The sequence below is a fragment of the Kutzneria sp. 744 genome, assembly GCF_000568255.1.
In the GTDB taxonomy this organism is placed as follows: Bacteria; Actinomycetota; Actinomycetes; order Mycobacteriales; family Pseudonocardiaceae; genus Kutzneria.
The window spans coordinates 4,965,604-4,986,134 of sequence record NZ_KK037166.1 but is presented as its reverse complement, the minus strand read 5'-3'; the positions used below and the strand labels follow the sequence as shown (position 1 = coordinate 4,986,134).

Annotated in this window: 24 protein-coding genes; 13 read left to right on the top strand and 11 right to left on the bottom strand. The window is 70.0% G+C overall.

All coding sequences use genetic code 11. The features are described from left to right. The 3 genes from KUTG_RS61565 to KUTG_RS22205 all read left to right on the top strand — a co-directional run. Positions 1-794, top strand: a 794-nt coding sequence (locus KUTG_RS61565; protein ID WP_198047274.1) for a hypothetical protein, incomplete at its 5' end; no start/stop codon positions are given. 76 nt (positions 795-870) lie between these two features. Then, positions 871-1,311, top strand: coding sequence for a hypothetical protein (locus KUTG_RS22210; RefSeq protein ID WP_043719253.1), 441 nt, complete (start codon positions 871-873; stop codon positions 1,309-1,311). Between the two features lie 9 nt (positions 1,312-1,320). Beyond that, entirely contained in the window at positions 1,321-2,478 is a 1,158-nt protein-coding gene (locus KUTG_RS22205; RefSeq protein ID WP_043719251.1) for a cystathionine gamma-synthase, read from the top strand. 78 nt (positions 2,479-2,556) lie between these two features. Here the strand turns inward: KUTG_RS22205 and KUTG_RS22200 are convergent, their stop codons facing one another. Next, positions 2,557-2,778 (bottom strand): hypothetical protein, encoded by a 222-nt coding sequence (locus KUTG_RS22200; RefSeq protein ID WP_043719250.1) that lies wholly within the window; start codon positions 2,776-2,778, stop codon positions 2,557-2,559. 158 nt (positions 2,779-2,936) lie between these two features. On the opposite strand from KUTG_RS22200, the gene ilvA reads away from it, so the two are divergent. After that, the gene (gene ilvA, locus KUTG_RS22195; protein WP_043719248.1) at positions 2,937-4,142 is read left to right on the top strand and encodes a threonine ammonia-lyase; all 1,206 of its coding nucleotides are present in this window, start codon (positions 2,937-2,939) and stop codon (positions 4,140-4,142) included. A 144-nt stretch (positions 4,143-4,286) separates the two neighbouring features. Here ilvA and hppD read toward each other — a convergent pair whose 3' ends face one another. Next, a complete protein-coding gene (gene hppD / locus KUTG_RS22190; protein WP_043719246.1) occupies positions 4,287-5,468 on the bottom strand; it encodes a 4-hydroxyphenylpyruvate dioxygenase in 1,182 nt (393 codons plus the stop codon). A gap of 157 nt (positions 5,469-5,625) precedes the next feature. On the opposite strand from hppD, the gene KUTG_RS22185 reads away from it, so the two are divergent. Further along, positions 5,626-6,105 (top strand): Lrp/AsnC family transcriptional regulator, encoded by a 480-nt coding sequence (locus tag KUTG_RS22185; protein WP_043730234.1) that lies wholly within the window; start codon positions 5,626-5,628, stop codon positions 6,103-6,105. A gap of 28 nt (positions 6,106-6,133) precedes the next feature. Here the strand turns inward: KUTG_RS22185 and greA are convergent, their stop codons facing one another. Together greA and KUTG_RS22175 are read right to left on the bottom strand one after the other, a co-directional pair. Continuing rightward, positions 6,134-6,634, bottom strand: a complete 501-nt coding sequence (gene greA, locus KUTG_RS22180; RefSeq protein WP_157494704.1) for a transcription elongation factor GreA — start codon at positions 6,632-6,634, stop codon at positions 6,134-6,136. 211 nt (positions 6,635-6,845) lie between these two features. Next, positions 6,846-7,271 (bottom strand): DUF4307 domain-containing protein, encoded by a 426-nt coding sequence (locus KUTG_RS22175; protein WP_043719242.1) that lies wholly within the window; start codon positions 7,269-7,271, stop codon positions 6,846-6,848. A 120-nt stretch (positions 7,272-7,391) separates the two neighbouring features. Here KUTG_RS22175 and mca point away from each other — a divergent pair, with 120 nt between their 5' ends. The 5 genes from mca to KUTG_RS22150 are packed head-to-tail and all read left to right on the top strand — an operon-like array spanning position 7,392 to position 9,705. Further along, positions 7,392-8,273: a mycothiol conjugate amidase Mca gene (gene mca, locus KUTG_RS22170; protein ID WP_043719240.1), complete on the top strand. Its 882-nt coding sequence runs from the start codon at positions 7,392-7,394 to the stop codon at positions 8,271-8,273. A gap of 14 nt (positions 8,274-8,287) precedes the next feature. After that, on the top strand, positions 8,288-8,509 hold the full coding sequence (locus tag KUTG_RS22165) for a hypothetical protein (protein ID WP_369794649.1): 222 nt from the start codon (positions 8,288-8,290) through the stop codon (positions 8,507-8,509). Beyond that, positions 8,510-9,118 (top strand): sucrose phosphorylase domain-containing protein, encoded by a 609-nt coding sequence (locus KUTG_RS55385; protein WP_043719236.1) that lies wholly within the window; start codon positions 8,510-8,512, stop codon positions 9,116-9,118. It abuts the gene before it with no gap. Positions 9,119-9,172: 54 nt separating this feature from the next. Continuing rightward, a complete protein-coding gene (locus KUTG_RS22155; RefSeq protein WP_043719235.1) occupies positions 9,173-9,436 on the top strand; it encodes a type II toxin-antitoxin system Phd/YefM family antitoxin in 264 nt (87 codons plus the stop codon). A 17-nt stretch (positions 9,437-9,453) separates the two neighbouring features. Next, positions 9,454-9,705, top strand: coding sequence for a type II toxin-antitoxin system RelE family toxin (locus KUTG_RS22150; RefSeq protein WP_043730231.1), 252 nt, complete (start codon positions 9,454-9,456; stop codon positions 9,703-9,705). Here the strand turns inward: KUTG_RS22150 and KUTG_RS22145 are convergent, their stop codons facing one another. The 4 genes from KUTG_RS22145 to KUTG_RS22130 all read right to left on the bottom strand — a co-directional run bounded on the left by KUTG_RS22145 (position 9,706) and on the right by KUTG_RS22130 (position 15,018). After that, positions 9,706-10,461, bottom strand: a complete 756-nt coding sequence (locus KUTG_RS22145; protein WP_043719234.1) for a nucleotidyltransferase domain-containing protein — start codon at positions 10,459-10,461, stop codon at positions 9,706-9,708. It lies immediately after the preceding gene. Between the two features lie 73 nt (positions 10,462-10,534). Further along, entirely contained in the window at positions 10,535-11,206 is a 672-nt protein-coding gene (locus tag KUTG_RS22140; protein ID WP_043719233.1) for a nucleotidyltransferase domain-containing protein, read from the bottom strand. Then, positions 11,207-13,687 carry a polynucleotide kinase-phosphatase gene (locus tag KUTG_RS22135; protein ID WP_043719231.1) on the bottom strand — a complete coding sequence of 827 codons (2,481 nt, stop codon included), beginning with the start codon at positions 13,685-13,687 and terminating at the stop codon, positions 11,207-11,209. Then, on the bottom strand, positions 13,684-15,018 hold the full coding sequence (locus KUTG_RS22130) for a 3' terminal RNA ribose 2'-O-methyltransferase Hen1 (protein WP_043719229.1): 1,335 nt from the start codon (positions 15,016-15,018) through the stop codon (positions 13,684-13,686). The genes KUTG_RS22135 and KUTG_RS22130 overlap by 4 nt, the downstream gene beginning before the upstream one ends. A 67-nt stretch (positions 15,019-15,085) precedes the next feature. Here KUTG_RS22130 and KUTG_RS22125 point away from each other — a divergent pair, with 67 nt between their 5' ends. Both KUTG_RS22125 and KUTG_RS22120 read left to right on the top strand, forming a co-directional pair. Then, positions 15,086-17,098, top strand: coding sequence for a thioredoxin domain-containing protein (locus KUTG_RS22125; RefSeq protein ID WP_043719228.1), 2,013 nt, complete (start codon positions 15,086-15,088; stop codon positions 17,096-17,098). 168 nt (positions 17,099-17,266) lie between these two features. After that, complete coding sequence (locus KUTG_RS22120) at positions 17,267-17,824, top strand: hypothetical protein (protein WP_043719226.1); 558 nt, start codon at positions 17,267-17,269, stop codon at positions 17,822-17,824. Between the two features lie 42 nt (positions 17,825-17,866). On the opposite strand, the gene KUTG_RS22115 is transcribed toward KUTG_RS22120, so the two are convergent. Next, positions 17,867-18,544 carry a PAQR family membrane homeostasis protein TrhA gene (locus KUTG_RS22115; protein ID WP_043719223.1) on the bottom strand — a complete coding sequence of 226 codons (678 nt, stop codon included), beginning with the start codon at positions 18,542-18,544 and terminating at the stop codon, positions 17,867-17,869. An 81-nt stretch (positions 18,545-18,625) separates the two neighbouring features. Between KUTG_RS22115 and KUTG_RS22110 the strand changes: the two genes are divergently transcribed. After that, positions 18,626-19,411: an isoprenyl transferase gene (locus KUTG_RS22110; RefSeq protein WP_043719221.1), complete on the top strand. Its 786-nt coding sequence runs from the start codon at positions 18,626-18,628 to the stop codon at positions 19,409-19,411. A 68-nt stretch (positions 19,412-19,479) separates the two neighbouring features. On the opposite strand, the gene KUTG_RS22105 is transcribed toward KUTG_RS22110, so the two are convergent. Continuing rightward, positions 19,480-19,782 carry a hypothetical protein gene (locus KUTG_RS22105; protein ID WP_043719219.1) on the bottom strand — a complete coding sequence of 101 codons (303 nt, stop codon included), beginning with the start codon at positions 19,780-19,782 and terminating at the stop codon, positions 19,480-19,482. Between the two features lie 221 nt (positions 19,783-20,003). Then, positions 20,004-20,330 carry a hypothetical protein gene (locus KUTG_RS53730; protein ID WP_157494702.1) on the bottom strand — a complete coding sequence of 109 codons (327 nt, stop codon included), beginning with the start codon at positions 20,328-20,330 and terminating at the stop codon, positions 20,004-20,006. Positions 20,331-20,531: the final 201 nt, after the last annotated feature.

The following is a 20,531-nucleotide window of genomic DNA, read 5'->3' as shown; positions in this document are numbered from 1 at the left end:
CGCAGCAGCAGTTCGCCCACCCGCCGTTCGGCGCGCCGCAGCAGCCGGCGTGGGCGACCCAGCAGCTGGGCTTCGGCCCCCAGCCGATGGTCGGCGCCGCCGCAGGCGGCGCCTCGAACACGCTGCCGATCGCGATGTGGGCGACGATCGTCCTGATGGCGATCGGTGTCATCTCCAGCATCGTGTCGGTGATCGGCCTGCTGAGCTCGCGCTACAGCACCGGCCTGCTGATCTTCACCGCGATCTTCGCGCTGGTGATCGCGCTCGGCGCCGGCGCGTGCGCCTGGTTCGCCGGGCAGGGCGCCAACTGGGGCCGGATCGTGCTCACGGTGTTCTTCGGCCTCGGCCTGATCAGCGCGCTGCTGCAGATCGGGGCCAACCCGGTGGTCTCGCTGATCGAGATCGTGCTGTTCATCGGTCTGCTCGTACTGTGGTGGATGCCGTCGACCACGGCCAACATGGCAGCCAAGCGCGGGGCCGCGCCGCAAGGCGCCGGCGGCTACGGGCAGCAGCCCCAGTACGGCCAGCCCTTCGGCCAGCAGCAGTTCGGGCAGCAGCCCCAGTACGGCCAGCCGCAGCAGCAATTCGGCCAGCCCCAGGCTCCGCAGTTCGGCCAGCCGCAGCCGGGGCAGCCGCAGCCGGGTCAGCCCTACGGGCAGCCCCAGCAGCCGCCGACCGGTGGCTTCGGCCAGCCACAGGCGCCGCAGTTCGGCCAGCCCTCGCCCTACGGCCAGCCGCCGCAGCAGCCCGGTTACGGGCAGCCGCCGCAGCAGCCCGGCCCGTACGGCCAGTGAGGTAACCCGATAACCCGATCGAACGCCGCCGGGCGGTTCCACTGCGAACCGCCCGGCGGCGTTTTATGTTGAGGTGATGAAGCCTCGGGTTTCCGTCGGCACCACGGTGACCACCGCCGTGCTGGCGCTGGCCATCGTCGCGATCTCGGTCGCGCGCCAGTGGACGCTGCCGAACGGGGTCTCGTTGCTGCTGCGGTACGGCGGCGTGCTGGAGATCCTGTTCGAGCTCGTGCTGCCGGTGCTCGTGCCGCTGATCCTGTTGGTGGCGGCCGTGTTGATGCTCACTCGCGTCCCGGCCGGGCGGCCGCTGGCCATCGTCGGCGCCGCGCTCGTGATCGCCGTGCCGGTGGTGCTGTTCGCGATCGTCGGCCAGCTCCCGTGGGACATCTCGCGGCCGGTGGCCGGCTCCGTGCTGCTGTACCTGCCGGTGGTGCTGGCCGTCGTCTTGATCGTGCTCGCCAGCGCCCCTGTGACCGGCGTCCACCTTCGCTCGAAGGGGACCAGTCCCGCGACGTAGGCTCTGTGCATGACGGACAGCACCGCCCGACACGGTTTCGAGACCAGGGCGATCCACGCCGGGCAGGAGCCTGACCCGCACACCGGCTCGGTCATCGTGCCCATCTACCAGACCTCCACGTTCGCCCAGGACGGCGTCGGCGGGCTGCGGGCCGGTGGCTACGAGTACTCCCGCACCGCCAACCCGACCCGCACCGCGCTCGAGGAGTGCCTCGCGTCACTGGAGGGCGGCCGGCACGCGCTGGCCTTCGCCTCCGGCATGGCCGCCTCCGACATCGCGCTGCGGTCGCTGGTCCGCCCGGGCGACCACGTGATCATCCCGGACGACGCCTACGGCGGCACCTTCCGCTTGGTGGACAAGGTGCTCAGCCAGTGGGGCGTCGAGCACACGCCGGTGCATCTGTCCGATGTGGACGCCGTGCGGGCCGCGGTTCGCACGGAGACCAAGGTGATCTGGGTCGAGACGCCCACCAACCCGCTGCTGGGCATCGCCGACATCGCCGCCCTGGCCGGCATCGCGCACGACGCCGAGGCGCGGCTGGTGGTGGACAACACCTTCGCCACCCCGTACCTGCAGTCGCCGCTCGGCCTCGGCGCCGACATCGTGCTGCACTCCACCACCAAGTACCTCGGCGGTCACTCCGATGTGGTCGGTGGCGCCCTGGTCACCTCCGACGACGAGCTGCACGAGAAGTTCGCCTTCCTGCGCAACGCCGCCGGCTCCGTGCCCGGCCCGTTCGACTCGTGGCTGACGCTGCGTGGCCTCAAGACGCTGGCCGTGCGCATGGACCGCCACAGCGACAATGCCGAGCGCGTGGTCGAGGCCCTGGTCAGCCACCCCAAGGTGACCAAGGTGTTCTACCCCGGCCTGGTCGAGCACGCCGGCCACGAGGTCGCCGCCAAGCAGATGCGCCGCTTCGGCGGCATGGTGTCGTTCACCGTCTCCGGCGGCGAGCAGGCCGCCCTGGACGTCTGCGCCGGCACCAAGCTGTTCACCCTGGCCGAGTCGCTGGGCGGCATCGAGTCGCTGATCGAGCACCCGGGCAAGATGACCCACGCCAGCACCGCCGGCTCCGCGCTCCAGGTCCCCGACGACCTGGTCCGCCTCTCCGTCGGCATCGAGTCCGCCGACGACCTGGTCGAGGACCTCCTCGTCGCCCTGGGCTGACCCCCGGCCAATGCAGTGAAGGACGCCTTACCCTCGTTCAACGAGGGTAAGGCGTCCTTCACTGCATAAGTTGCCGTCTCAGGGGCGGACGCCGGTCGCGGCTTCCTTGGCGCCGGGGAAGTCCTGCTTGTCGACGCAGCTGCCGACCAGTTCGACCACGTTGCCGTTGACCACGTAGTGCCCGGCGTCGGCGCAGCCGGCCTGCGACACGGTGAACACGGCCGCTCCGGCCAGTGCCGCGGCGCATGCGACCGCCCCGATCAGCGGCAGCACCCCGGCTATGCGGGCCACGCGTGCCATGCCACCTCCACGATGTCCATATCCCCGGCGTAGTTGTCTTCTACGTCCCGATGACCATGCGTGGTTCAGTGGTCACCGGCGCCGGTGAGAATGCGTCAAGCGTACCCGTAACGGGCCGTCGGTGTGGCGACGGACAGCACACTGGCAGGATCGGCGCCATGGAGCTGGTCAGCGTCGAGCGGGTGAGGGCGGCCCAGAAGCTGCTCGCGGGAGTGGTGCGGCAGACACCGATGGAGCATTCCCGGGTCCTGGGCGAGATTCAGGGCGGCGAGGTCTTCCTCAAACTGGAGAACCTCCAGCGCACTGGATCGTTCAAGGTCCGCGGCGCCTACGTGCGCATGCACGGCCTCGACGCGGAGGAGCGCTCGCGCGGCGTGGTGGCGGCCAGCGCCGGCAACCACGCCCAGGGGGTGGCCCTCGGCGCGTCGCTGCTGGGCATTCCGGCCACGGTGTTCATGCCCCGCCGGGCCCCGCTGCCCAAGCTCGCGGCGACCCGCGGCTACGGCGCCGATGTGAAGCTGACCGGCGAGTCCTTCGACGAGACCCTGGCCGCCTCGATCGTCTTCGCCCAGCGGACCGGGGCGGTGTTCATCCACCCGTTCGACCACCCGGACGTGATCGCCGGGCAGGGCACGATCGGTCTGGAGATCCTGGACCAGGTGCCCGACGTCGGCACCGTGCTGCTGGCCGCGGGCGGCGGCGGACTGGTCGGCGGCGTCGCCGTGGCGATCAAGGCGCTGCGCCCGGACGTGAAGATCGTTGCGGTGCAGGCGGAAAACGCCGCCGCGCTGCCGGAGTCGCTCAGCACCGGCTCGCCGGTGAAGCTCCCGGGCGTGCGCACGATGGCCGACGGCATCGCCGTCGCCAAGCCGGGCGCCCTGACGTACCGGCACGTCCGCGATCTGGTCGACGACGTCGTGACGGTCACCGAGGACTCGCTGGCCCGGGCCGTGCTGCTGTCCATGGAGCGGGCCAAGCAGGTCGTCGAGCCCGCCGGCGCCGCCACCATCGCCGCGCTCATGCAGTACCCCGGGCGATTCGAGGGCCCGGTGGTCGCCGTGCTGTCCGGCGGCAACGTGGATCCCTTGCTGCTGCTGCAAATCATCCAGCACGGCATGCGCGCCGCCGGTCGCTACCTCGCGCTGCGGCTGCGCATCGACGACAAGCCCGGCAGCCTGGCCGGTCTGCTCACGATGCTCGGCGACCTCGGCGTGAACGTCCTCGACGTGGAGCACACCCGCATGTCCGACCAGCTGCGCCTGGGCGAGGCCGAGGTCTCCCTCAACCTGGAGACCCGCGGCGTGGAGCACTGCGCCGAACTGGTCGCCGCCCTCCGCGCCGCCGGCTTCACGGTCCTGCGCTGACCCGTCTTGTCCACAGGGGCCGAGTTATCCACAGCGCCCCCGGTTTCAAGATCCACTAGCGGCCACGCCGGGTAGAATGGTCTTGGGGCGGCCACCCCGGGTGGGTGGGGGCTGCGCCTGATGAAGGACGCAGCCCCGCGAAGCTCACAGGTTGCCGCGACGCTCCTGCTCGCGCTCGATGGCTTCGAACAGGGCCTTGAAGTTGCCCTTGCCGAAGCCCAGCGAGCCGTGCCGCTCGATCAGCTCGTAGAACACGGTCGGCCGGTCGCCGATGGGCGCGGTGAAGATCTGCAGCAGGTAGCCGTCCTCGTCCCGGTCGACCAGGATGCGGTGCTGCTTGAGCACCTCGATGGGCAGCCGCACCTCGCCGATCCGGGCCCGCAGCGCCGGGTCGTCGTAGTAGGAGTCCGGGGTGTCGAGGAACTCGACGCCGGCGTTCCGCATGGCCGTCACGGTGGCGATGATGTCGTTGGTGGCCAAGGCGATGTGCTGGCAGCCGGCGCCGTTGTAGAACTCCAGGTACTCGTCGATCTGCGACTTGCGCTTGGCCACGGCCGGCTCGTTGAGCGGGAACTTGACGCGGTGGTTGCCGTTGGACACCACCTTGCTCATCAGGGCCGAGTAGTCGGTGGCGATGTCGTCGCCGATGAACTCGGCCATGTTCACGAAGCCCATGACCCGGTTGTAGAACTCGACCCAGTAGTCCATGCGCCCGAGCTCGACGTTGCCCACGCAGTGGTCGACGGCCTGGAACAGCCGCTTCGGCGCGCCCTCGGGCCGCTTCACCGTGCTGGTCCTGGCCACATAGCCCGGCAGGTACGGGCCGTTGTAGCGGGAGCGGTCGATCAGGGTGTGGCGGGTCTCGCCGTAGGTGGCGATGGCGGCGCGGCGGATGGTGCCGTGCTCGTCGGTGACGTCGTTGGGCTCCTCCAGCACGGTGGCGCCCTGGGCCCGGGCGTGCCTGATGCACTGGTCGACGTCGCCGACCTCCAGCGCGAGGTCGACCACGCCGTCGCCGTGCTTGCGGTGGTGGTCGAGCAGCGCGCTCGACGGCGACACGCCGCCGTTGATCACGAAGCGGGCCGACCCGGACTTCAGCACGAACGACTTGTGATCGCGGTTGCCGGTCTCCGGGCCGGAGTAGGCGACCAGCTGCATGCCGAACGCCACCTGGTAGAACCACGCGGTCTGGGTGGCGTTGCCGGCCACGAACACGACCGCGTCCATCGCCTTGACCGGGAACGGGTCCTTCGACGCGTCGTAGTCGACCAGCCCGACCAGCTGCTTGAGCGATTCGAAGCTGACGTCGTCCAGCATCTCAGTCATGGCGACCCTCCCCGTGGCGGTGTGCAATCAGCTAGCCGAAGCATCCGTGCCGCTGACATCGTGCGCAACAGCCGCTGATTTGACTGGACACCATGCTCGGTCAACCGTGGATATCGCCGGCAGAACTGGGCAGACTGACCAGGTGGACCGGGAACCGATGGACGCACTCGACGCGAAGCTGTTGCTGCTGCTCACCGACGAGCCACGGCTGGGAGTGCTGGAATGCTCGCGCCGACTAGGCGTCGCGCGCGGCACGGTGCAGGCGCGGCTGGACCGCCTCACCGAGCGCGGCATCCTCGGCGGCTTCCCGCCGGCCGTCGACCTGGCCGCGATGGGCTATGGGCTCACGGCGTTCGCGGTGCTGGAGATCGCGCAGGGACGGCGCTCCGAGGTGGCGGCACAGCTGGCTGCCATCGACGAGGTATGCGAGGTGCACGCCACCACCGGCCAGGGCGATCTGCACGTGCGCATGGTCGCGCGGTCCAACGACGACCTGCAGCGTGTGGTGGACGAAGTGGTGGCGGTGCCGGGCGTGCAGCGGACATCCACGGCGATCGCACTGTCCACGCCGATCGAGCCACGGGTCCGGCCGCTGCTGCAACGGGTCGCGAACGAGCAAATGCCCTGGTCACCGTGACCGATGACCAGGGCGTCACGGCCCGGGGTCAGGCGGCGGTGTAGGGCACCGCCTTGACCAGGGTGACCTTCATGCTCTTGCCGTTGGGCAGCTCGTACTGCCGGGTCTCGCCCTCCTTGGCGCCCAACAGCGCCCGGCCGAGCGGGGACGCCGGCGAGAAGACCTCGAGCGGGCCCTCCGCGCCCTCCTCACGGGTGGCCAGCAGGAACTGCTCGGTGTCGCTGTCGCCCTCGTAACGGACGGTGAGCACCTTGCCGGGCTCGGCGATGCCGTCGTTCTTGGGGGCCTCGCCCACCTTGGCCGCGCGCAGCAGCTCCTGGAGCTGGCGGATCCGGCCCTCCTGCTTGCCCTGCTCCTCGCGGGCGGCGTGGTATCCGCCGTTCTCCCTGAGGTCGCCTTCCTCGCGCCGGGCGTTGATCTCGGCGGCAATGACCGGGCGGTTCGCGATCAGCTCGTCAAGCTCGTGCTTGAGCCGGTCGTAGGATTCCTGGGTCAGCCAGGTCACCTGGGTCTCGCTCACGGTCACCAACTCCTCGTTTCTACCGGGCCCACGCCGGACACGCGGGCGCCGGTATGCCAGTGGCATACCGGGCACTTCCGGGCCGTGAGGCCAGGAACGGAAAAACACGGCCCGTGGAAAGGGGCCGTGCTGTCGAGCGATTCTAGCACGCCACCCGTGGCGGGCGGCGAGATTTTCGCAGGTCCACGACCGCTTGCGGGGTGGTTCACCCGCTTGGCGGCTAGGCGTTCTTCAGATATGGGGGCACCTGGTAGGAGCAGCCGTACACCTCCACGATCACTGCTCGTTTCGAGGTGTGCACCACCGTGTCGACCGTGCGTTGCGCGCCGCCCGCGGGCACGTAGACCTCACGCACCCCGGCCTCGTCGCCGTCGGCCGAGCGGGTCCGGACGATGCAGTCGGCCGGTTTGGACGGGTCGTCGCGGGTGACCGTGAACGTGAACTGAGTCGTGTGGTCGTCCACGAACTTGTAGCTCGCCGGCTCGGTGGTGATGGGGCCGTCGCCGAGGTTGACGTACGCCACATAGGCCACGACCAGGCCGACCACCACGAAGACGACGAGTAAGGCCCAGTACACCCAGCGTGGCCCGCGGCGCTGATCACGCGAACCGTAGCGGCCGGCCGGTAGCTCACGCTGTGTGACCATGCCGCCTCCTCGCTCGGGACTGTCGGACCGGTTTGGAACAATGGCTGAGACCGTCCGGTTGAGTATCCCTGGGCCCCCGGTGGAGTCGGCGGGCAGGGTGGATACGACGATGAGGGGACCATGGCCGAGAAGCTTCGCCTGATGGCAGTGCACGCGCACCCCGACGACGAGTCCAGCAAGGGCGCCGCGACGATGGCGCGCTACGTCGCCGAGGGGCACGACGTGATGGTCGTTACCTGCACCGGCGGCGAACGGGGCAGCATCCTCAATCCGGCCATGGACCGCCCGGACGTGCTGGAGAACATGGCGGAGATCCGCCGCGAGGAGATGGCCACCGCGGCCAAGATCCTGGGCATCCAGCACCGCTGGCTCGGCTTCGTCGACTCGGGACTGCCCGAGGGCGACCCCAAGCCGCCGCTGCCCGAGGGCTGCTTCGCCCTGGTGCCGCTGGAGGAGTCCGCCGAGGCGCTGGTCCGCGTGGTGCGCGAGTTCCGGCCGCACGTCATCGTCACCTACGACGAGAACGGCGGCTACCCGCACCCCGACCACATCCGCTGCCACGAGGTGTCCGTCGCGGCCTTCGACGCCGCCGCCGACCCGGACCAGTTCCCCGAGGCCGGCGCGCCGTGGCAGACGCTGAAGCTGTACTACTCGCACGGTTTCCTCAAGGCCAAGATGGTGGCCTTCCACGAGGCGCTGCTGGCCCGGGGCGCGGAGTCGCCGTACGGGGAGTGGCTGGCCAACTGGGACTCGAACCGCAAGGACAACATGGAGCGGGTCACCACCCAGGTGCCCTGCGGCGACTACTTCGAGCAGGGGCTGGAGGCGCTGCGCGCGCACGCCACCCAGATCGATCCCACCGCCCGGTGGTTCGCCGTACCCTTGGACCTGCAGCGCGAGATCTGGCCGACCGAGGAGTACGAGCTCGTCCGGTCGCTGGTCGACACCACGCTGCCCGAGGACGACTTGTTCGCCGGAGTACGAGAGAAGGTGCACGTGTGACCGGTCTTCCGGTCCTGGGTGTGGCGTTGGCCCAGACCACCACCGCCACCACCCCCGCCGGCACCGACCAGGGCGGTCAGGGCGAGGACTTCGGCAAGTCCACACCCGTCGGCTTTGTCGTGCTCATCCTGTTCTTCGTGGCCGTCGCGTTCCTCATCCGGTCGATGACCAAGCACCTCAAGCGGGTGCCGGCCAGCTTCGACGAACCCGAGGACAAGCCGAAGACCGGGGAATAGGTGGATCACGAGGAAGCGGTCCGCTGGTACGGGCCGTGGGGCATGGTCAAGCCCGACGACGCGGCCGCCCTGTGCGCCGGGCTGGACGCGCCGTGGTGGGTCAACGGCGGCTGGGCCATCGAGGCCTACGCCGCCGTGCGCCGTGAGCATGGCGACATCGACCTCGGCGTCTTCCGCCGCGACGCCGCCGCCGTGATCGAGCACTTCGCGCCGAGCTTCCACATCTGGGCCGTCGGCGACGGCGCCCTCCGTCCGGTCGTCTGGCCCGAGGGCGTGCCGTCCTGGGCCTCGGGCCTGTGGCTGCGGGAGAACGCCACGTCGCCGTGGCTGCTCGACCTCCAGCTCACCGACGATCGGGACGGCGAGTGGGTGTGCGGGCGGGACCCGTCCCTCGTGCTGCCCCTGTCCGACGCCACCTGGGAGGGCCGCGGCATCCGCTACCTGCGGCCCGAGCTCGTGTTGCTGTTCAAGGCCAAGCACAACCAGGCCAAGGACGAGGCCGACCTCGTCGCCACCCTGCCCTGGCTGGACGCCGCCGGCCGCCACCACTGCGCTGACCTGATCAGCCGCGTCCACCCCGAACACCCCTGGCTCAAGCTCCTCGGCTGACCCCTGCCCGCTTGTTTTGGCGGGACTTTTGGCTACACTTGTGGCGTGACCACCATGCCGCTCGGCGACGCCCGCGATCACCTCTCCGAGGTGGTCAACGAGGTGCAGCGCACCCATGACCGGGTGACCATCACCAGGCACGGCCATCCGGCAGCAGTCATCCTGGCCCCGGAGGACCTCGAAGCGCTCGAGGAGACGATCGAGATCTTGTCGACGCAGGGTGCGCTGCTCGAGATCCAGGCCGCAGAGGCCGACATCGAAGCCGGCGACTTCATTACTGGCGAGGACCTGGCCGCCGAATTCCTCGGTGACCGGTGAAGGAAGGTCCGTACCAGGTGGTTGTCGCGCCTGGCGTTCGTCGCGCGCTTCGGCGGCTGCCCGAGAAGATCGCCGCTGCCTGCGTCGAGTTCATCATCGGACCGCTGGCCGAGAATCCCCATCGGCTGGGAAAACCGCTGATGGGACCGCTGGAGGGGCACCGCTCGGCCCGGCGTGGCGCCTATCGCGTCGTCTACCGGATCGATGACACGGCGCGAAGGATCGATGTGCTCAAGGTCGATCATCGCGCCGACGTCTACCACGTCTGATCAGGCATCGAGGCGGAGTTGGACCACGAACTTGTGGAGGTCGGCCTCGGCGGAGGGGTGCTCGGGGAGAGTCGAGCGCTCCTGGGCGGTGACCAGTTCGGCGAGCCAGCGTTCGTAGGTCTGCCACAACAGTTCCTGTGACGGACCGCCGGACAGGGTGAGGTGCTCGCCGGCGGCCTTGGCGGTGATGAGCTCGGGCAGGAACGAAGGCCCGTGCAGCTCGGAGACCAGCACGGACAGGTCGGCCTCGATGGCGCCGGTGCGCATGAGGTGGATGCCGGTGAGCAGGCCCCGGAAGGTGTAGAGCAGGGGCTTGAGCTCGTTGGTGCGGCCGAACAGCTGCCACTGGGTGCGGGCGAAGCCGCGGTAGTGGTGGGCGTGCCGGGGCGTGACGCAGCCGGCGGCGAAGCCGGCCAGCTCGGCATGGGCGTCGGAGGTCTGCACGACCAGGGGCGACAACAGCTGCTCAAGGACGTAACCGTTAGGGCGCAACAGAAGCCGGGCGAACTTGAGCAGGTCGTGGGTGACCAGGTCGAGCTCGACTCCGTCACGGATCCACATGCGTTCCAGGGTTTCGGGACCGTGCCGGAGCCCGACGACCTCGTCGGCGGGCAGCAGGTGCACGCCGCGCAGGTCGACATCGGAGTCGGCGGAAGGGAAGCCGTACAGGTGCGCGCCGGACACGGTGGCGAACAACAGCCGGTACGGCTGCTCGGCGACGACCTCGCGCAGCCCGGGAACATCCACGGCGGTCACAGGCCCACCTCGCTGGCGCTCGGCGGGTCTGCGACCCAGGTCCCTGTGTTGAATGGTGCCCTCGCAAGCTCGGTCACTGGTCCTCCAAGGCGGATCTCCGGCGCACCGACACGAGCCAGTCCTGCACCGCCGCGGTGTCGGGCACCGCGGGCAGCGGCGAGTGGAGCACGGCCCGCGCGGTGCGGTCGCGCAGATCCTCCACCCACTTCACGACGTCCTTCCACGGCACGTCCCCGTCGCGCACGGCCAGCAGCTGCGCCCGGTGCTCACCCACGCGAAGCACCAGCTCGCCGGTGCTCAACAGCCGGTCGCACAGGGTCAGCAGCCGGATGACGTGCATGACCTGCTTCCACCGTGGCGTGCCGCCGCTGGCCATCGCGGCGGCGGCCCGGGCGAACTGCTGGGCGGTGGCCCGCCGGTAGCTGTCGGCGGCGCGCTGCGACAACAGTGCCGGCAGGAGCGCCTGGAGCTCGGCGCCGAGCGGCGTGCACGTCTCGACGAGGTCGGAGGCGAGCACTTCCAACACCGTCGGATTGGCCTTGAGGGCCAACGACAGGAAGTGCTCGACCTCCCAGCTCACCCGCTCTTGCTCCGGCCCGTCGACCGAGGTCGGCGGCTTCTCGAAGGCCCAGAACAGCCGGGTCGGCGGCACGTACACGCCCCGACGGTCCACATCGGACTCGTCAGTGTCCAGCCCGTACGCGTGCGAGCCGACGACCACGGACAACACGGTGTGCTCGATCATCTACAGCCTCGGATCCACGGGCTCGGACTCCAGTGCCAGCACGGCGAACACGCATTCGTGCACGCGCCACAGCGGCTCGCCGCGGGCCAGCCGCTCCAACCCCTCGATACCCAGCGCGTACTCGCGGGCGGCCAGCGACCGCTTGGCCGCCAAGCCCCGCTGCCGCAGCCGGTCGATGTTGCCCGGCTCGGTGTAGTCGGGCCCGTAGATGATCCGCAGGTACTCCCGCCCGCGCACCTTCAGCCCCGGCTGCACCAGACCGCGCCGCCCACGCGTGAGGTTGCCCAGCGGTTTGACGACCATGCCCTCGCCGCCGGCCACGGTCAGCTCCTCCCACCACCGGACGCCAGCCTTCACCGACTCCGGATCCGTGGTGTCCACGGTCAGGTTCTGAGTCGTGGCAAACAGTTCCGGGTCGGCGGCGGCCAGCTGCTCGGCCAGCGACAGGTGCCACGAGTGCGGCCGGTCGTGGTACGTGGCGCCCTCCGACGCGAGCAGTTGGAACGGGGCGATCCGCACCCCGCTCAGGCCCTCGGTCGGCCAGCAGTACCGCTCGTACGCCTCGCGATAGGCGGCGGCGTTGTGAGCGCGAGATTCCGTGCGCGCCAACAACTCCGTCACGTCCACGCCACGGCCCGACGTCTCCCGCAACACCTCGACGGCCGTCGGCAGGGCCCCGGAAGCCGCCGCCCCGACCGCCGCATACTGCTCACGGATCAGCCCGCCGGCCTTGGCGTTCCACGGCAGCAGCTCGCAGTCCAGCAGCAGCCAATCGCTGTCCAAAGTGGACCAAAGCTGCAACTTTCCCACCGCGGAACGAATCCGCTCCAGCAACCGTTCCGTCAGCTCGGGGCCGAAGAACGACCGACCGGTCCGGGTGTGCACGGCCCCGTCATCACGGGACACCAACACCACAGCGCGCGAGCCCATGTGCTTCTCCTCGCACACGACCCGGTCCACACCGTCGGTCAGGTACGCGGAGAACGCCTCCTCCGGGTGCTCCAACACCTCCGGCCGCGCCGAGGTGGCCACGGGCGCCATCGTCGGCGGCAGGTACAGCAGCTTGGCCGGCTCGATGGCGAACCGGCTCATCACCTCGATCGCCGCCGCCGCGTTCTCGGCGCGAACGGTCAGCCGACCGTGGTTGGCCGTCTGCACGGTCCGCTTGCCGATCACGTCGGTGATGTCGAGCTCCTCCGGCGCCCGCACCGGCTCCTCCGGCGTCAACGGCCGCACCGGCTCGTACCAGACCCGCTGTGCCGCAACGGAAACAATCTCCCGCTCCGGATAGCGCAGCGCCGTCAGCTGCCCGCCGAACACACATCCCGTGTCCAGGCAGATGGTGTTGTTGACCCACTCCGCGTTGGGAACGGGCGTGTGGCCGTACACCACGGTCGCGCTGCCGCGATAGTCGTTGGCCCACGGATACCGCACCGGCAGGCCGTATTCGTCGGTCTCGCCGGTGGTCTCGCCGTACAGCGCGAAGCTGCGGACGCGCCCGGAGGCGCGCCCCTGGTACCGCTCCGGCAGCCCGGCGTGCGCCACCACGAGCTTGCCGCCGTCCAGAACGTAGTGCGACACCAGGTCGTAGCAGAACTGCTCGGCCTGCTTGCGGAAGTCGTCGGACTCCGAGGACAGCTGCGCCAGCGACTCGGCCAGCCCGTGCGTCACCTGCACATTGCGCCCGCGCAGGGCTCGGACCAGCTTGTTCTCGTGGTTTCCGGCCACGCACAGCGCCGTCCCGGCGGCGACCATGTTCATCACCAGCCGCAGCACGCCCGGCGTGTCCGGCCCACGGTCGACCAGGTCGCCGACGAACACCGCGCGCCGCCCGGCCGGGTGCGAAGCGGAGTCGCCGTTGACGTGATATCCCAGTCGTGTCAACAGTTCCGTCAGCTCAAGGCGACAGCCGTGCACGTCGCCGATGATGTCGAACGGCCCGGTCTCGCCGCGACGGTCGTTGACCAGCGGATCGCGGCGGATCGTGGCGGCCTCGACCTCCTCGACCGAGCGCAGCACGTGGACGCGGCGGAAGCCCTCCTTCTCCAGAAAGCGCAGCGACCGCCGCAGGTCGTTGCGCTGCCGCCGGATCACGTGCACACCGAAGTCTCGGTCGGCCCGCGCCTGGTTGCGCTCGAAGCACACGGACTCCGGCAGGTCCAGCACGATCGCCACCGGCAGCACGTCGTGCTCACGGGCCAGCCGCACCAGCGACGCCCGCCCCTCGCGCTGCACGTTGGTCGCGTCGACCACGGTCAGGCGGCCGTTGTGAAGGCGCTTGCCGGCGATGTAGTGCAGCACGTCGAAGGCGTCGTCGGTGGCCGACTGGTCGTTGTCATCGTCGGACACCAGGCCGCGGCAGTGATCACTGGAGATCACCTCGGTGTCGAGGAAGTGCTTGCGGGCGAAGGTGGACTTGCCCGAGCCGGAGGCGCCGACCAGCGCGACCAGCGACAACCGCGGGATGACGAGCTCGCTCATGACGACCCCTCCTCTCGTGCGAAAACGGCCATCTGCGTCGGCGGGCCCAGCTGCGGGTCCGGCTCTCCGACGGGAAGGTACTGGACGCGGTAACCATGCTGCGCGGCAACGGCTTGCGCCCACGCCGAGAACTGCGCCCGAGTCCACTCGAACCGGTGGTCCGGATGGCGGAACGCGCCAGCCGCCAGGCCCTCGTACCGGGCGTTGTACTCGACGTTGGGCGTCGTGACGATCACCGTCCGCGGCCGGGCCGCACCGAACACCGATCGCTCCAGCGCCGGCAGCCGCGGCGGGTCGAGGTGCTCGACGACCTCCATCAGCACCGCCGCGTCGTAGCCGGCCAGCTCCGCGTCCTTGTACGTCAACGCCGACTGCCGCAGCGTGATCCGCCGCAGATCGCGGTCGCTGAGCCGATCGGCCGCCACGCGCAGCGCCGCCGCCGACACGTCCACGCCGAGGATCTCCTCGAACTGCGGCTCCTTGGCCAGCAGCCGGAGCAGCGCCCCCGGCCCGCAGCCGAGGTCCACCACCCTGCGGGCTCCGGACTGCCGCAGCACGGCCAGCACCGCGCCCCGACGCAGCTCCGCGAGGGACTCTCGGCGCTCTGCCGGCTGCACGTCCTCGGTGTCGAACTCGTCCACCTCGCCCAGCCGCTCCAGCGCCGATCGGACGTAACCCCGCTGGTGCGCAAGGTATCGCCGGCTGATCAGCTCCCGTTCCGGGTGCCCGGCCAGCCAGCCCTCGCCGGCCCGGAGCAGCTTGTCGACCTCGTCCTGGGAGACCCAGTAGTGCTTGCCGTCGTCCAGAACGGGCAGCAGCACGTACAGGTGGTTCAGGGCATCGGCCAGCCGCAGCGTGCCGTCCAGCCGCAGATCGACGTAGCGGGAGTCCTCGATCTGGTTGACGTCCACACGCCAGCCCAGCGGGTCGAACAGCCGCCGCACCAGCTCCGCGCCGCCGCGCGCCGGAACCACTGGCAGGTGCACCCGCAGCGGCATGTCCCGCCCCGGCAGCTCAGGCTTCAGGTCGCAGCGGCCGTTCATGGCCGTGCGGAACACCGCGCCGAGCGCCACCGCCAGCATCGAACTGGCGGCGTACGGCCGGTCGTTGACGTACTGGAACAGGCCCTGACCTCGATCGCCACGCACCAACGCGATGGGGTCGACCTCCAGCAACAGCGCCGCGGTGCACTCGGCGTCGTTCGCCCGTGGGTAGAACACGTGCGCGCACCCCGCGGACACGGGAAACGTTTGCGCCTTGTCCGGGTGCTTGTGCAGGAGGAAGCCCAGGTCAGTGGCCTGGGGCATGGTGGTGGTCAAGGTCAGGAGCACGTGCGCCAGTGTCCCGGATGGCCACGGGAATGCGCATGTGGATTCTCGGAGTGGCAGGCTGGGGCGCATGGCCAACCGCCTCGCTGACTCGACCAGTCCCTATCTGCTGCAACACGCCGACAACCCGGTCGACTGGTGGCCGTGGTCGGAGGAGGCGTTCGCCGAGGCGCGCCGCCGCAATGTGCCGGTGCTGCTGTCGGTGGGCTACGCGGCGTGCCACTGGTGTCACGTGATGGCGCACGAGTCCTTCGAGGACGACGAGACCGCCGGGACCATGAACCGAAACTTCGTCAACATCAAGGTGGACCGCGAGGAACGCCCCGATGTCGACGCGGTGTACATGGCGGCCACGCAGGCGATGACCGGCCAGGGCGGCTGGCCGATGACGTGCTTCCTGACGCCCGACGGCGAGCCCTTCTACTGCGGCACCTACTCGCCGCCCGAGCCACGGCCCGGCATTCCCTCGTTCCGCCAGTTGATGGCCGCCGTCGTGGACGCGTGGACCACTCGCGGCGACGAGGTGCGGGAGGCCGCCGGCCAGATCGTGGCCGAGCTGGCCAAGAACGCCCGTCCGCTACCCGAGTCCACTGTGGACGTCGAGGTGCTGGACGGGGCCGTGGTGTCGCTGCTGGCCGAGTACGACCGGGCGCACGGCGGATTCGGCCGGGCGCCGAAGTTCCCGCCGTCGATGAACCTGGAGTTCCTGCTGCGCCACCACGAGCGCACCGGCTCCGTGCAGTCGCTGTCGCTGGCCGAGGGCACCTTCGAGGCGATGGCCCGCGGCGGCATGTACGACCAGCTCGGCGGCGGCTTCGCCCGGTACAGCGTGGACGCCGGCTGGGTGGTGCCGCACTTCGAGAAGATGCTGTACGACAACGCCTTGCTGCTGCGGGCCTACGCGCACCTCGCGCGCCGCACCGGATCGGCGCTGGCGTCGCGGATCGCCATCGAGACCGCGGAGTTCCTGGCCGGCGCCCTGCGTACTGACGAGGGCGGTTTCGCCGCCGCCCTGGACGCCGACACCAACGGCGTCGAGGGGCTGACCTACGTCTGGACGCCCACGCTGCTGGTGGACGTTCTCGGGGCCGAGGACGGCGCTTGGGCCGCCGAGGTGTTCGAGGTGACGGAGGAGGGCACCTTCGAGGAAGGCGCCTCGACTCTGCAAATGCTGCGCGACGTCGAGGACGACGACCGGCTGATGTCGGTGCGGGCCCGTCTGCTGGCGGCGCGGATGGAACGGCCGCAACCGTCCCGTGACGACAAGGTCGTCACGGCGTGGAACGGGCTGGCCATTGGGGCCCTGGCCGAGGCCGGTGCCGCGCTGGGGCAGCCGGCGTGGATCGCCCTGGCCGCCGCGGCCGCGTCGCTGCTGGTGCGCGTGCACCTTGTCGACGGGCGGCTGCGGCGGACCTCCCGTGACGGCGTCGTCGGCACCGCTGCCGGCGTGCTGGAGGACTACGGCTGCCTCGCCGAAGGGCTGTTGGCCCTGCATCAGGCCACCGGTGCCGCGGAGTGGCTGGAGATCGCCGTGCAGCTCATCGACACGGCCCTGGAGCGCTTCGCCGATCCCGAGGAGGCCGGGGTCTTCCACGACACCGCCGACGATGCCGAGAAGCTGGTCGGGCGGCCCGCCGACGTCAGCGACAACGCCAGTCCCTCCGGCGCTTCGTCCTTGGCCGGCGCGCTGCTCACGGCATCCGCTCTGGTCGGCTACGACAAGGCTTCGCGCTACCGTGCGGCCGCCGAGGCCGCTGTCACTCGGGCCGGCTTGCTCGTGGCTCGGGCTCCGCGGTTCGCCGGGCACTGGCTGACCGTCGCCGAGGCCGTCGCGCAGGGGCCTCTCCAGGTCGCCATCGCCACCACCCACGGCGACCCTCGCGGGGAGTCGCTGCGTGACGTCGCGCTGGCCCACGTCCCCGGTGGCGCCGTGGTGTTGGCCGGGGAGCCCGACTCCGTGCCCCTGCTCGCCGACCGCCCCCTCATCTACGACGCCCCCGCCGCCTACGTCTGCCGCGGCTACGTCTGCGACCGCCCCGTCACCTCCACCGACGACCTCCTCGTCGCCCTAGAACGCCGTTAACCCCTCCCCTTAACCCCCTTCAAGTTTCCCCCCCCATGTGGACCACATGTGGCGCTGGGAGTCGAATGTGCGCCACATGTGGGGTTCCGCCGCGGGTGAACGAGCCTTGTTGCGCGCGTTGCCGCGCGTACCGTGTATCGGTGTAAGCATGTAATCAAGGAGGTCACCATGCACGGACGTTTCGCACGGGGCCGGGGTTGGCAGCAGGGCGAGGTGCCGTCGGCCGAGGACGCGCCGGGCTGGTTCGCCGGGCGGCTGCCCGACGGCTGGTTCACCGGCGCGCCGGAGATCACGGTCGACCGCGAGGAGATCGTCATCGTCGGCGAGCTGCCGGCGCTGGAGGGCGAGTTCGCCGACGACGCGGCGCGCGCCGCCGCCGAGTCGGGCCGGATCAGCCGGTACCGCGAGCAGACCCGCGAGGAGCGGATCGAGATCGCGCGCCAGGCCGAGCACCGCTACGGCCGCAAGGTCGCCTGGGGCGCGAAGCTGGGCGGCACCACGGAACTGTTCACCACGCTGTCCGCGCCGGTGATGACGAGGCTGCGCCAGTCCGAGCGGCTGGTGCTCGACACCCTCGTCGACGCCGGCGTGGCCCGCTCACGCTCCGAGGCCCTGGCCTGGGCGGTGCGACTGGTCGGCGAGCACGCCGACACCTGGCTCACGGAACTGCGTGCGGCCATGGAGAAGGTCAACGACGTCCGGAGCCAGGGACCGGACCTCGGTTAAGGCGTTGCTACCCGTGGGCAGGGCTGATTATTTTGGGCCCGCTCACGGGTAGAGCGCGAGAAAGATGGCGATGTAGTGGCAGATCGCGGCCAGCACCGTGGTCGCGTGGAAGAACTCGTGGTACCCGAACACCTTCGGCCACGGGTCGGGCCACTTGGTGGCGTAGAAGACCGCGCCGGCGGTGTACAGCGCGCCGCCGACGAGCAGCAGCACGAGCGACGCGACTCCCGCGTGGTGCAACAGATCCGGCAGCACGAACACCGCGACCCAGCCGAGCGCGATGTAGATCGGCACGCCCAGCCAGCGCGGCGCGTGCGGCCACACCATCTTCAGCGCCACGCCGAGCAGCGCGCCGCCCCACACCACCGCCAGCACGATCGTGCCGGTGGTCCCGGGCAGCGCCAGCACCGCGAACGGCGTGTACGTGCCGGCGATGAACACGAAGATCATCGAGTGGTCCAGGCGCTTCATCAGCGTCCGGGCCCGCGCGCTCATCCAGTGGTGCCGGTGATACAGCGCACTCACGCCGAACAGCCCGATAATCGTCAGGCCGTACACGGCGGTCGCGATCGTGGCCGTCGCCGACACGGTGGCCGCGGCGACCGACACCAGGGTCGCGCCGGTGGCCAGCGAGGCGAAGAACGACCACAGGTGCAGCCAGCCCCGCATACGCGGCTTGGGCGGGGCGGGCGGGTTCTGGTCGAGGGTCGCAGCGGTCACGAATCCGAGGTTACGGCACCGTAGGTTGCGCGGTCACCGTGATGTGACCCGCCCCGCTGCCCCGGCGTACCCTCCGGTGGCGTGGGTCTTCGCAAGCGCCTGAGCAGGGTTGTCTACGGCCTGTACGAGATGCGCCTCAATCAACAGATCACCGCGGCCAGTCGACGACCACGGCACGTTGGCGTGATCCTGGACGGGAATCGCAGATGGGCCAAGGAAGCCGGCTTCGAGGACGTCGCCGACGGCCACCGCGCCGGCGCCCGCAAGATCGCCGATCTGCTCCAGTGGTGCCAGGTGGCCGATGTCGAGGTCGTCACACTCTGGTTGCTGGCCACCGACAATCTGAAGAAGCGCTCCAGCGACGAGCTGTCGTCGCTGCTGCTGATCATCGCCGACGTGGTCGACGAGCTGGCCGAGCCCGGCAACCCGTGGCGGCTGCGCGTGGTCGGCGCCCTTGACCTGCTGCCGAGCGACATCGCCAACCGGCTCACCGCGGCCGGGCAGCGCACCGCGGGCCGCACCGGCATGGAGGTCAACGTCGCCGTCGGCTACGGCGGCCGGCAGGAGATCGCCGACGCCGTGCGCAAACTGCTGCTCCAGCACGCCGAGGCCGGCACGCCGATCGAGGAGTTGGCCGAGGTCCTGGACGTGGACCACATCTCCGAGCACCTCTACACCTCCGGCCAGCCCGACCCGGACCTGCTCATCCGCACCTCCGGCGAGCAGCGGCTGTCCGGCTTCCTGCTCTGGCAGTCCGCGCACTCGGAGTTCTGGTTCACCGAGGCCTACTGGCCCGCGTTCCGCCACGTCGACTTCCTGCGCGCGCTGCGCGACTTCGCCTGGCGGCACCGCCGCTACGGCTCCTGAGAAGCCCGGACACGGCAAAGGCGCCGGGACCCGAGGGCCCCGGCGCCTTCGTCGTCTGGCGGGCTTGATCAGCCGCCGTGGTGGTCACCGCTGGTGGAGGCGGCGACGCCGTCCACGCAGTCCTTGACGAACGTCGGGTTCAGCGCGTTCACCGCGACGGCCACGAGGCCACCGGCGACGGTGTTGTTGGTGGCGCACAGCGGGATGTCCACGTTCTCGGCGGCGTGGACGTCGTTGGCCGCGTGCACGTCGTTGACGTTCGCGGTGCCGGACTGGTCCGGGCCGTCGTGCATCGGGGACGCGAACGCCGGCGAGCCGACCAGCGCGATAGCGGCGGCGGCGATGGCGACGACGGCAGCCTTCTTCAGCACGTCTGCTCACTCCTTCTCGGGGAATAGTCCGGCGAACTGAACGGTCACCGGTCCTGCTCGGTAGCGAAACCTACTCGCCGTTTCCGCTCGACACCGGCCGACTAACACCATTGTGTGATCATCTCGGCGTGTCGCGACCGTATGGACGCCGTTAAACAGCCGAAAGCACCGGCGCGCTCGAATGGCGCTCCGGTGCTTTCGGCTCAGGGCTGGGCCAGAGATCAGCCGCCGTGGTGGTCGCCGCTGTTGGAGATCGCGGCGCCGTCCACGCAGTCCTTCACGAAGGTCGGGTTCAGCGCGTTCACCGCGACGGCCACGAGGCCACCGGCGATGGTGTTGTTCGTGGCGCAGATCGGCACGTTCACGTTCTCCAGCACGTGGACGTCGTTCAGCGCGTGCACGTCGTCGACGTTGACCACGCCGACCTGGTGCGGGTGGCCGTGGCCCATCCAGTGGCCCTCGCCGGGGGTCCCGGCGAACGCGGGCGCGCTGAGGACCATCACGCCGGCGGCAGCGGCAGCGGCGATAACGCCAGCCTTCTTCAGCACTTCCAACACTCTCCTTCGTACCGGGGAAATACCCGGAACTCCGAAACCGGGGTCCCGGGCTCGGGGCCCTTCGGTGCGAAAACCTACTCGGATCTCGGAGCAGTTGCCCACCGCGCTAACACCATTGTGTGATTGGTTCGCTTCGACGTGTAGCACGTTCCGGTGCTCTATCGGGTGAGTGCATTTCTCGGTCGGCAGTTT

Coding starts and splice junctions, on each gene's coding strand:
- KUTG_RS22210 (WP_043719253.1), top strand. CDS start 871: ATGAAGCCTCGGGTTTCCGTCGGCACCACGGTGACCACCGCCGTGCTG.
- KUTG_RS22205 (WP_043719251.1), top strand. CDS start 1,321: ATGACGGACAGCACCGCCCGACACGGTTTCGAGACCAGGGCGATCCAC.
- KUTG_RS22200 (WP_043719250.1), bottom strand. CDS start 2,778: ATGGCACGCGTGGCCCGCATAGCCGGGGTGCTGCCGCTGATCGGGGCG.
- ilvA (WP_043719248.1), top strand. CDS start 2,937: ATGGAGCTGGTCAGCGTCGAGCGGGTGAGGGCGGCCCAGAAGCTGCTC.
- hppD (WP_043719246.1), bottom strand. CDS start 5,468: ATGACTGAGATGCTGGACGACGTCAGCTTCGAATCGCTCAAGCAGCTG.
- KUTG_RS22185 (WP_043730234.1), top strand. CDS start 5,626: ATGGACGCACTCGACGCGAAGCTGTTGCTGCTGCTCACCGACGAGCCA.
- KUTG_RS22175 (WP_043719242.1), bottom strand. CDS start 7,271: ATGGTCACACAGCGTGAGCTACCGGCCGGCCGCTACGGTTCGCGTGAT.
- mca (WP_043719240.1), top strand. CDS start 7,392: ATGGCCGAGAAGCTTCGCCTGATGGCAGTGCACGCGCACCCCGACGAC.
- KUTG_RS22155 (WP_043719235.1), top strand. CDS start 9,173: ATGCCGCTCGGCGACGCCCGCGATCACCTCTCCGAGGTGGTCAACGAG.
- KUTG_RS22140 (WP_043719233.1), bottom strand. CDS start 11,206: ATGATCGAGCACACCGTGTTGTCCGTGGTCGTCGGCTCGCACGCGTAC.
- KUTG_RS22135 (WP_043719231.1), bottom strand. CDS start 13,687: ATGAGCGAGCTCGTCATCCCGCGGTTGTCGCTGGTCGCGCTGGTCGGC.
- KUTG_RS22125 (WP_043719228.1), top strand. CDS start 15,086: ATGGCCAACCGCCTCGCTGACTCGACCAGTCCCTATCTGCTGCAACAC.
- KUTG_RS22120 (WP_043719226.1), top strand. CDS start 17,267: ATGCACGGACGTTTCGCACGGGGCCGGGGTTGGCAGCAGGGCGAGGTG.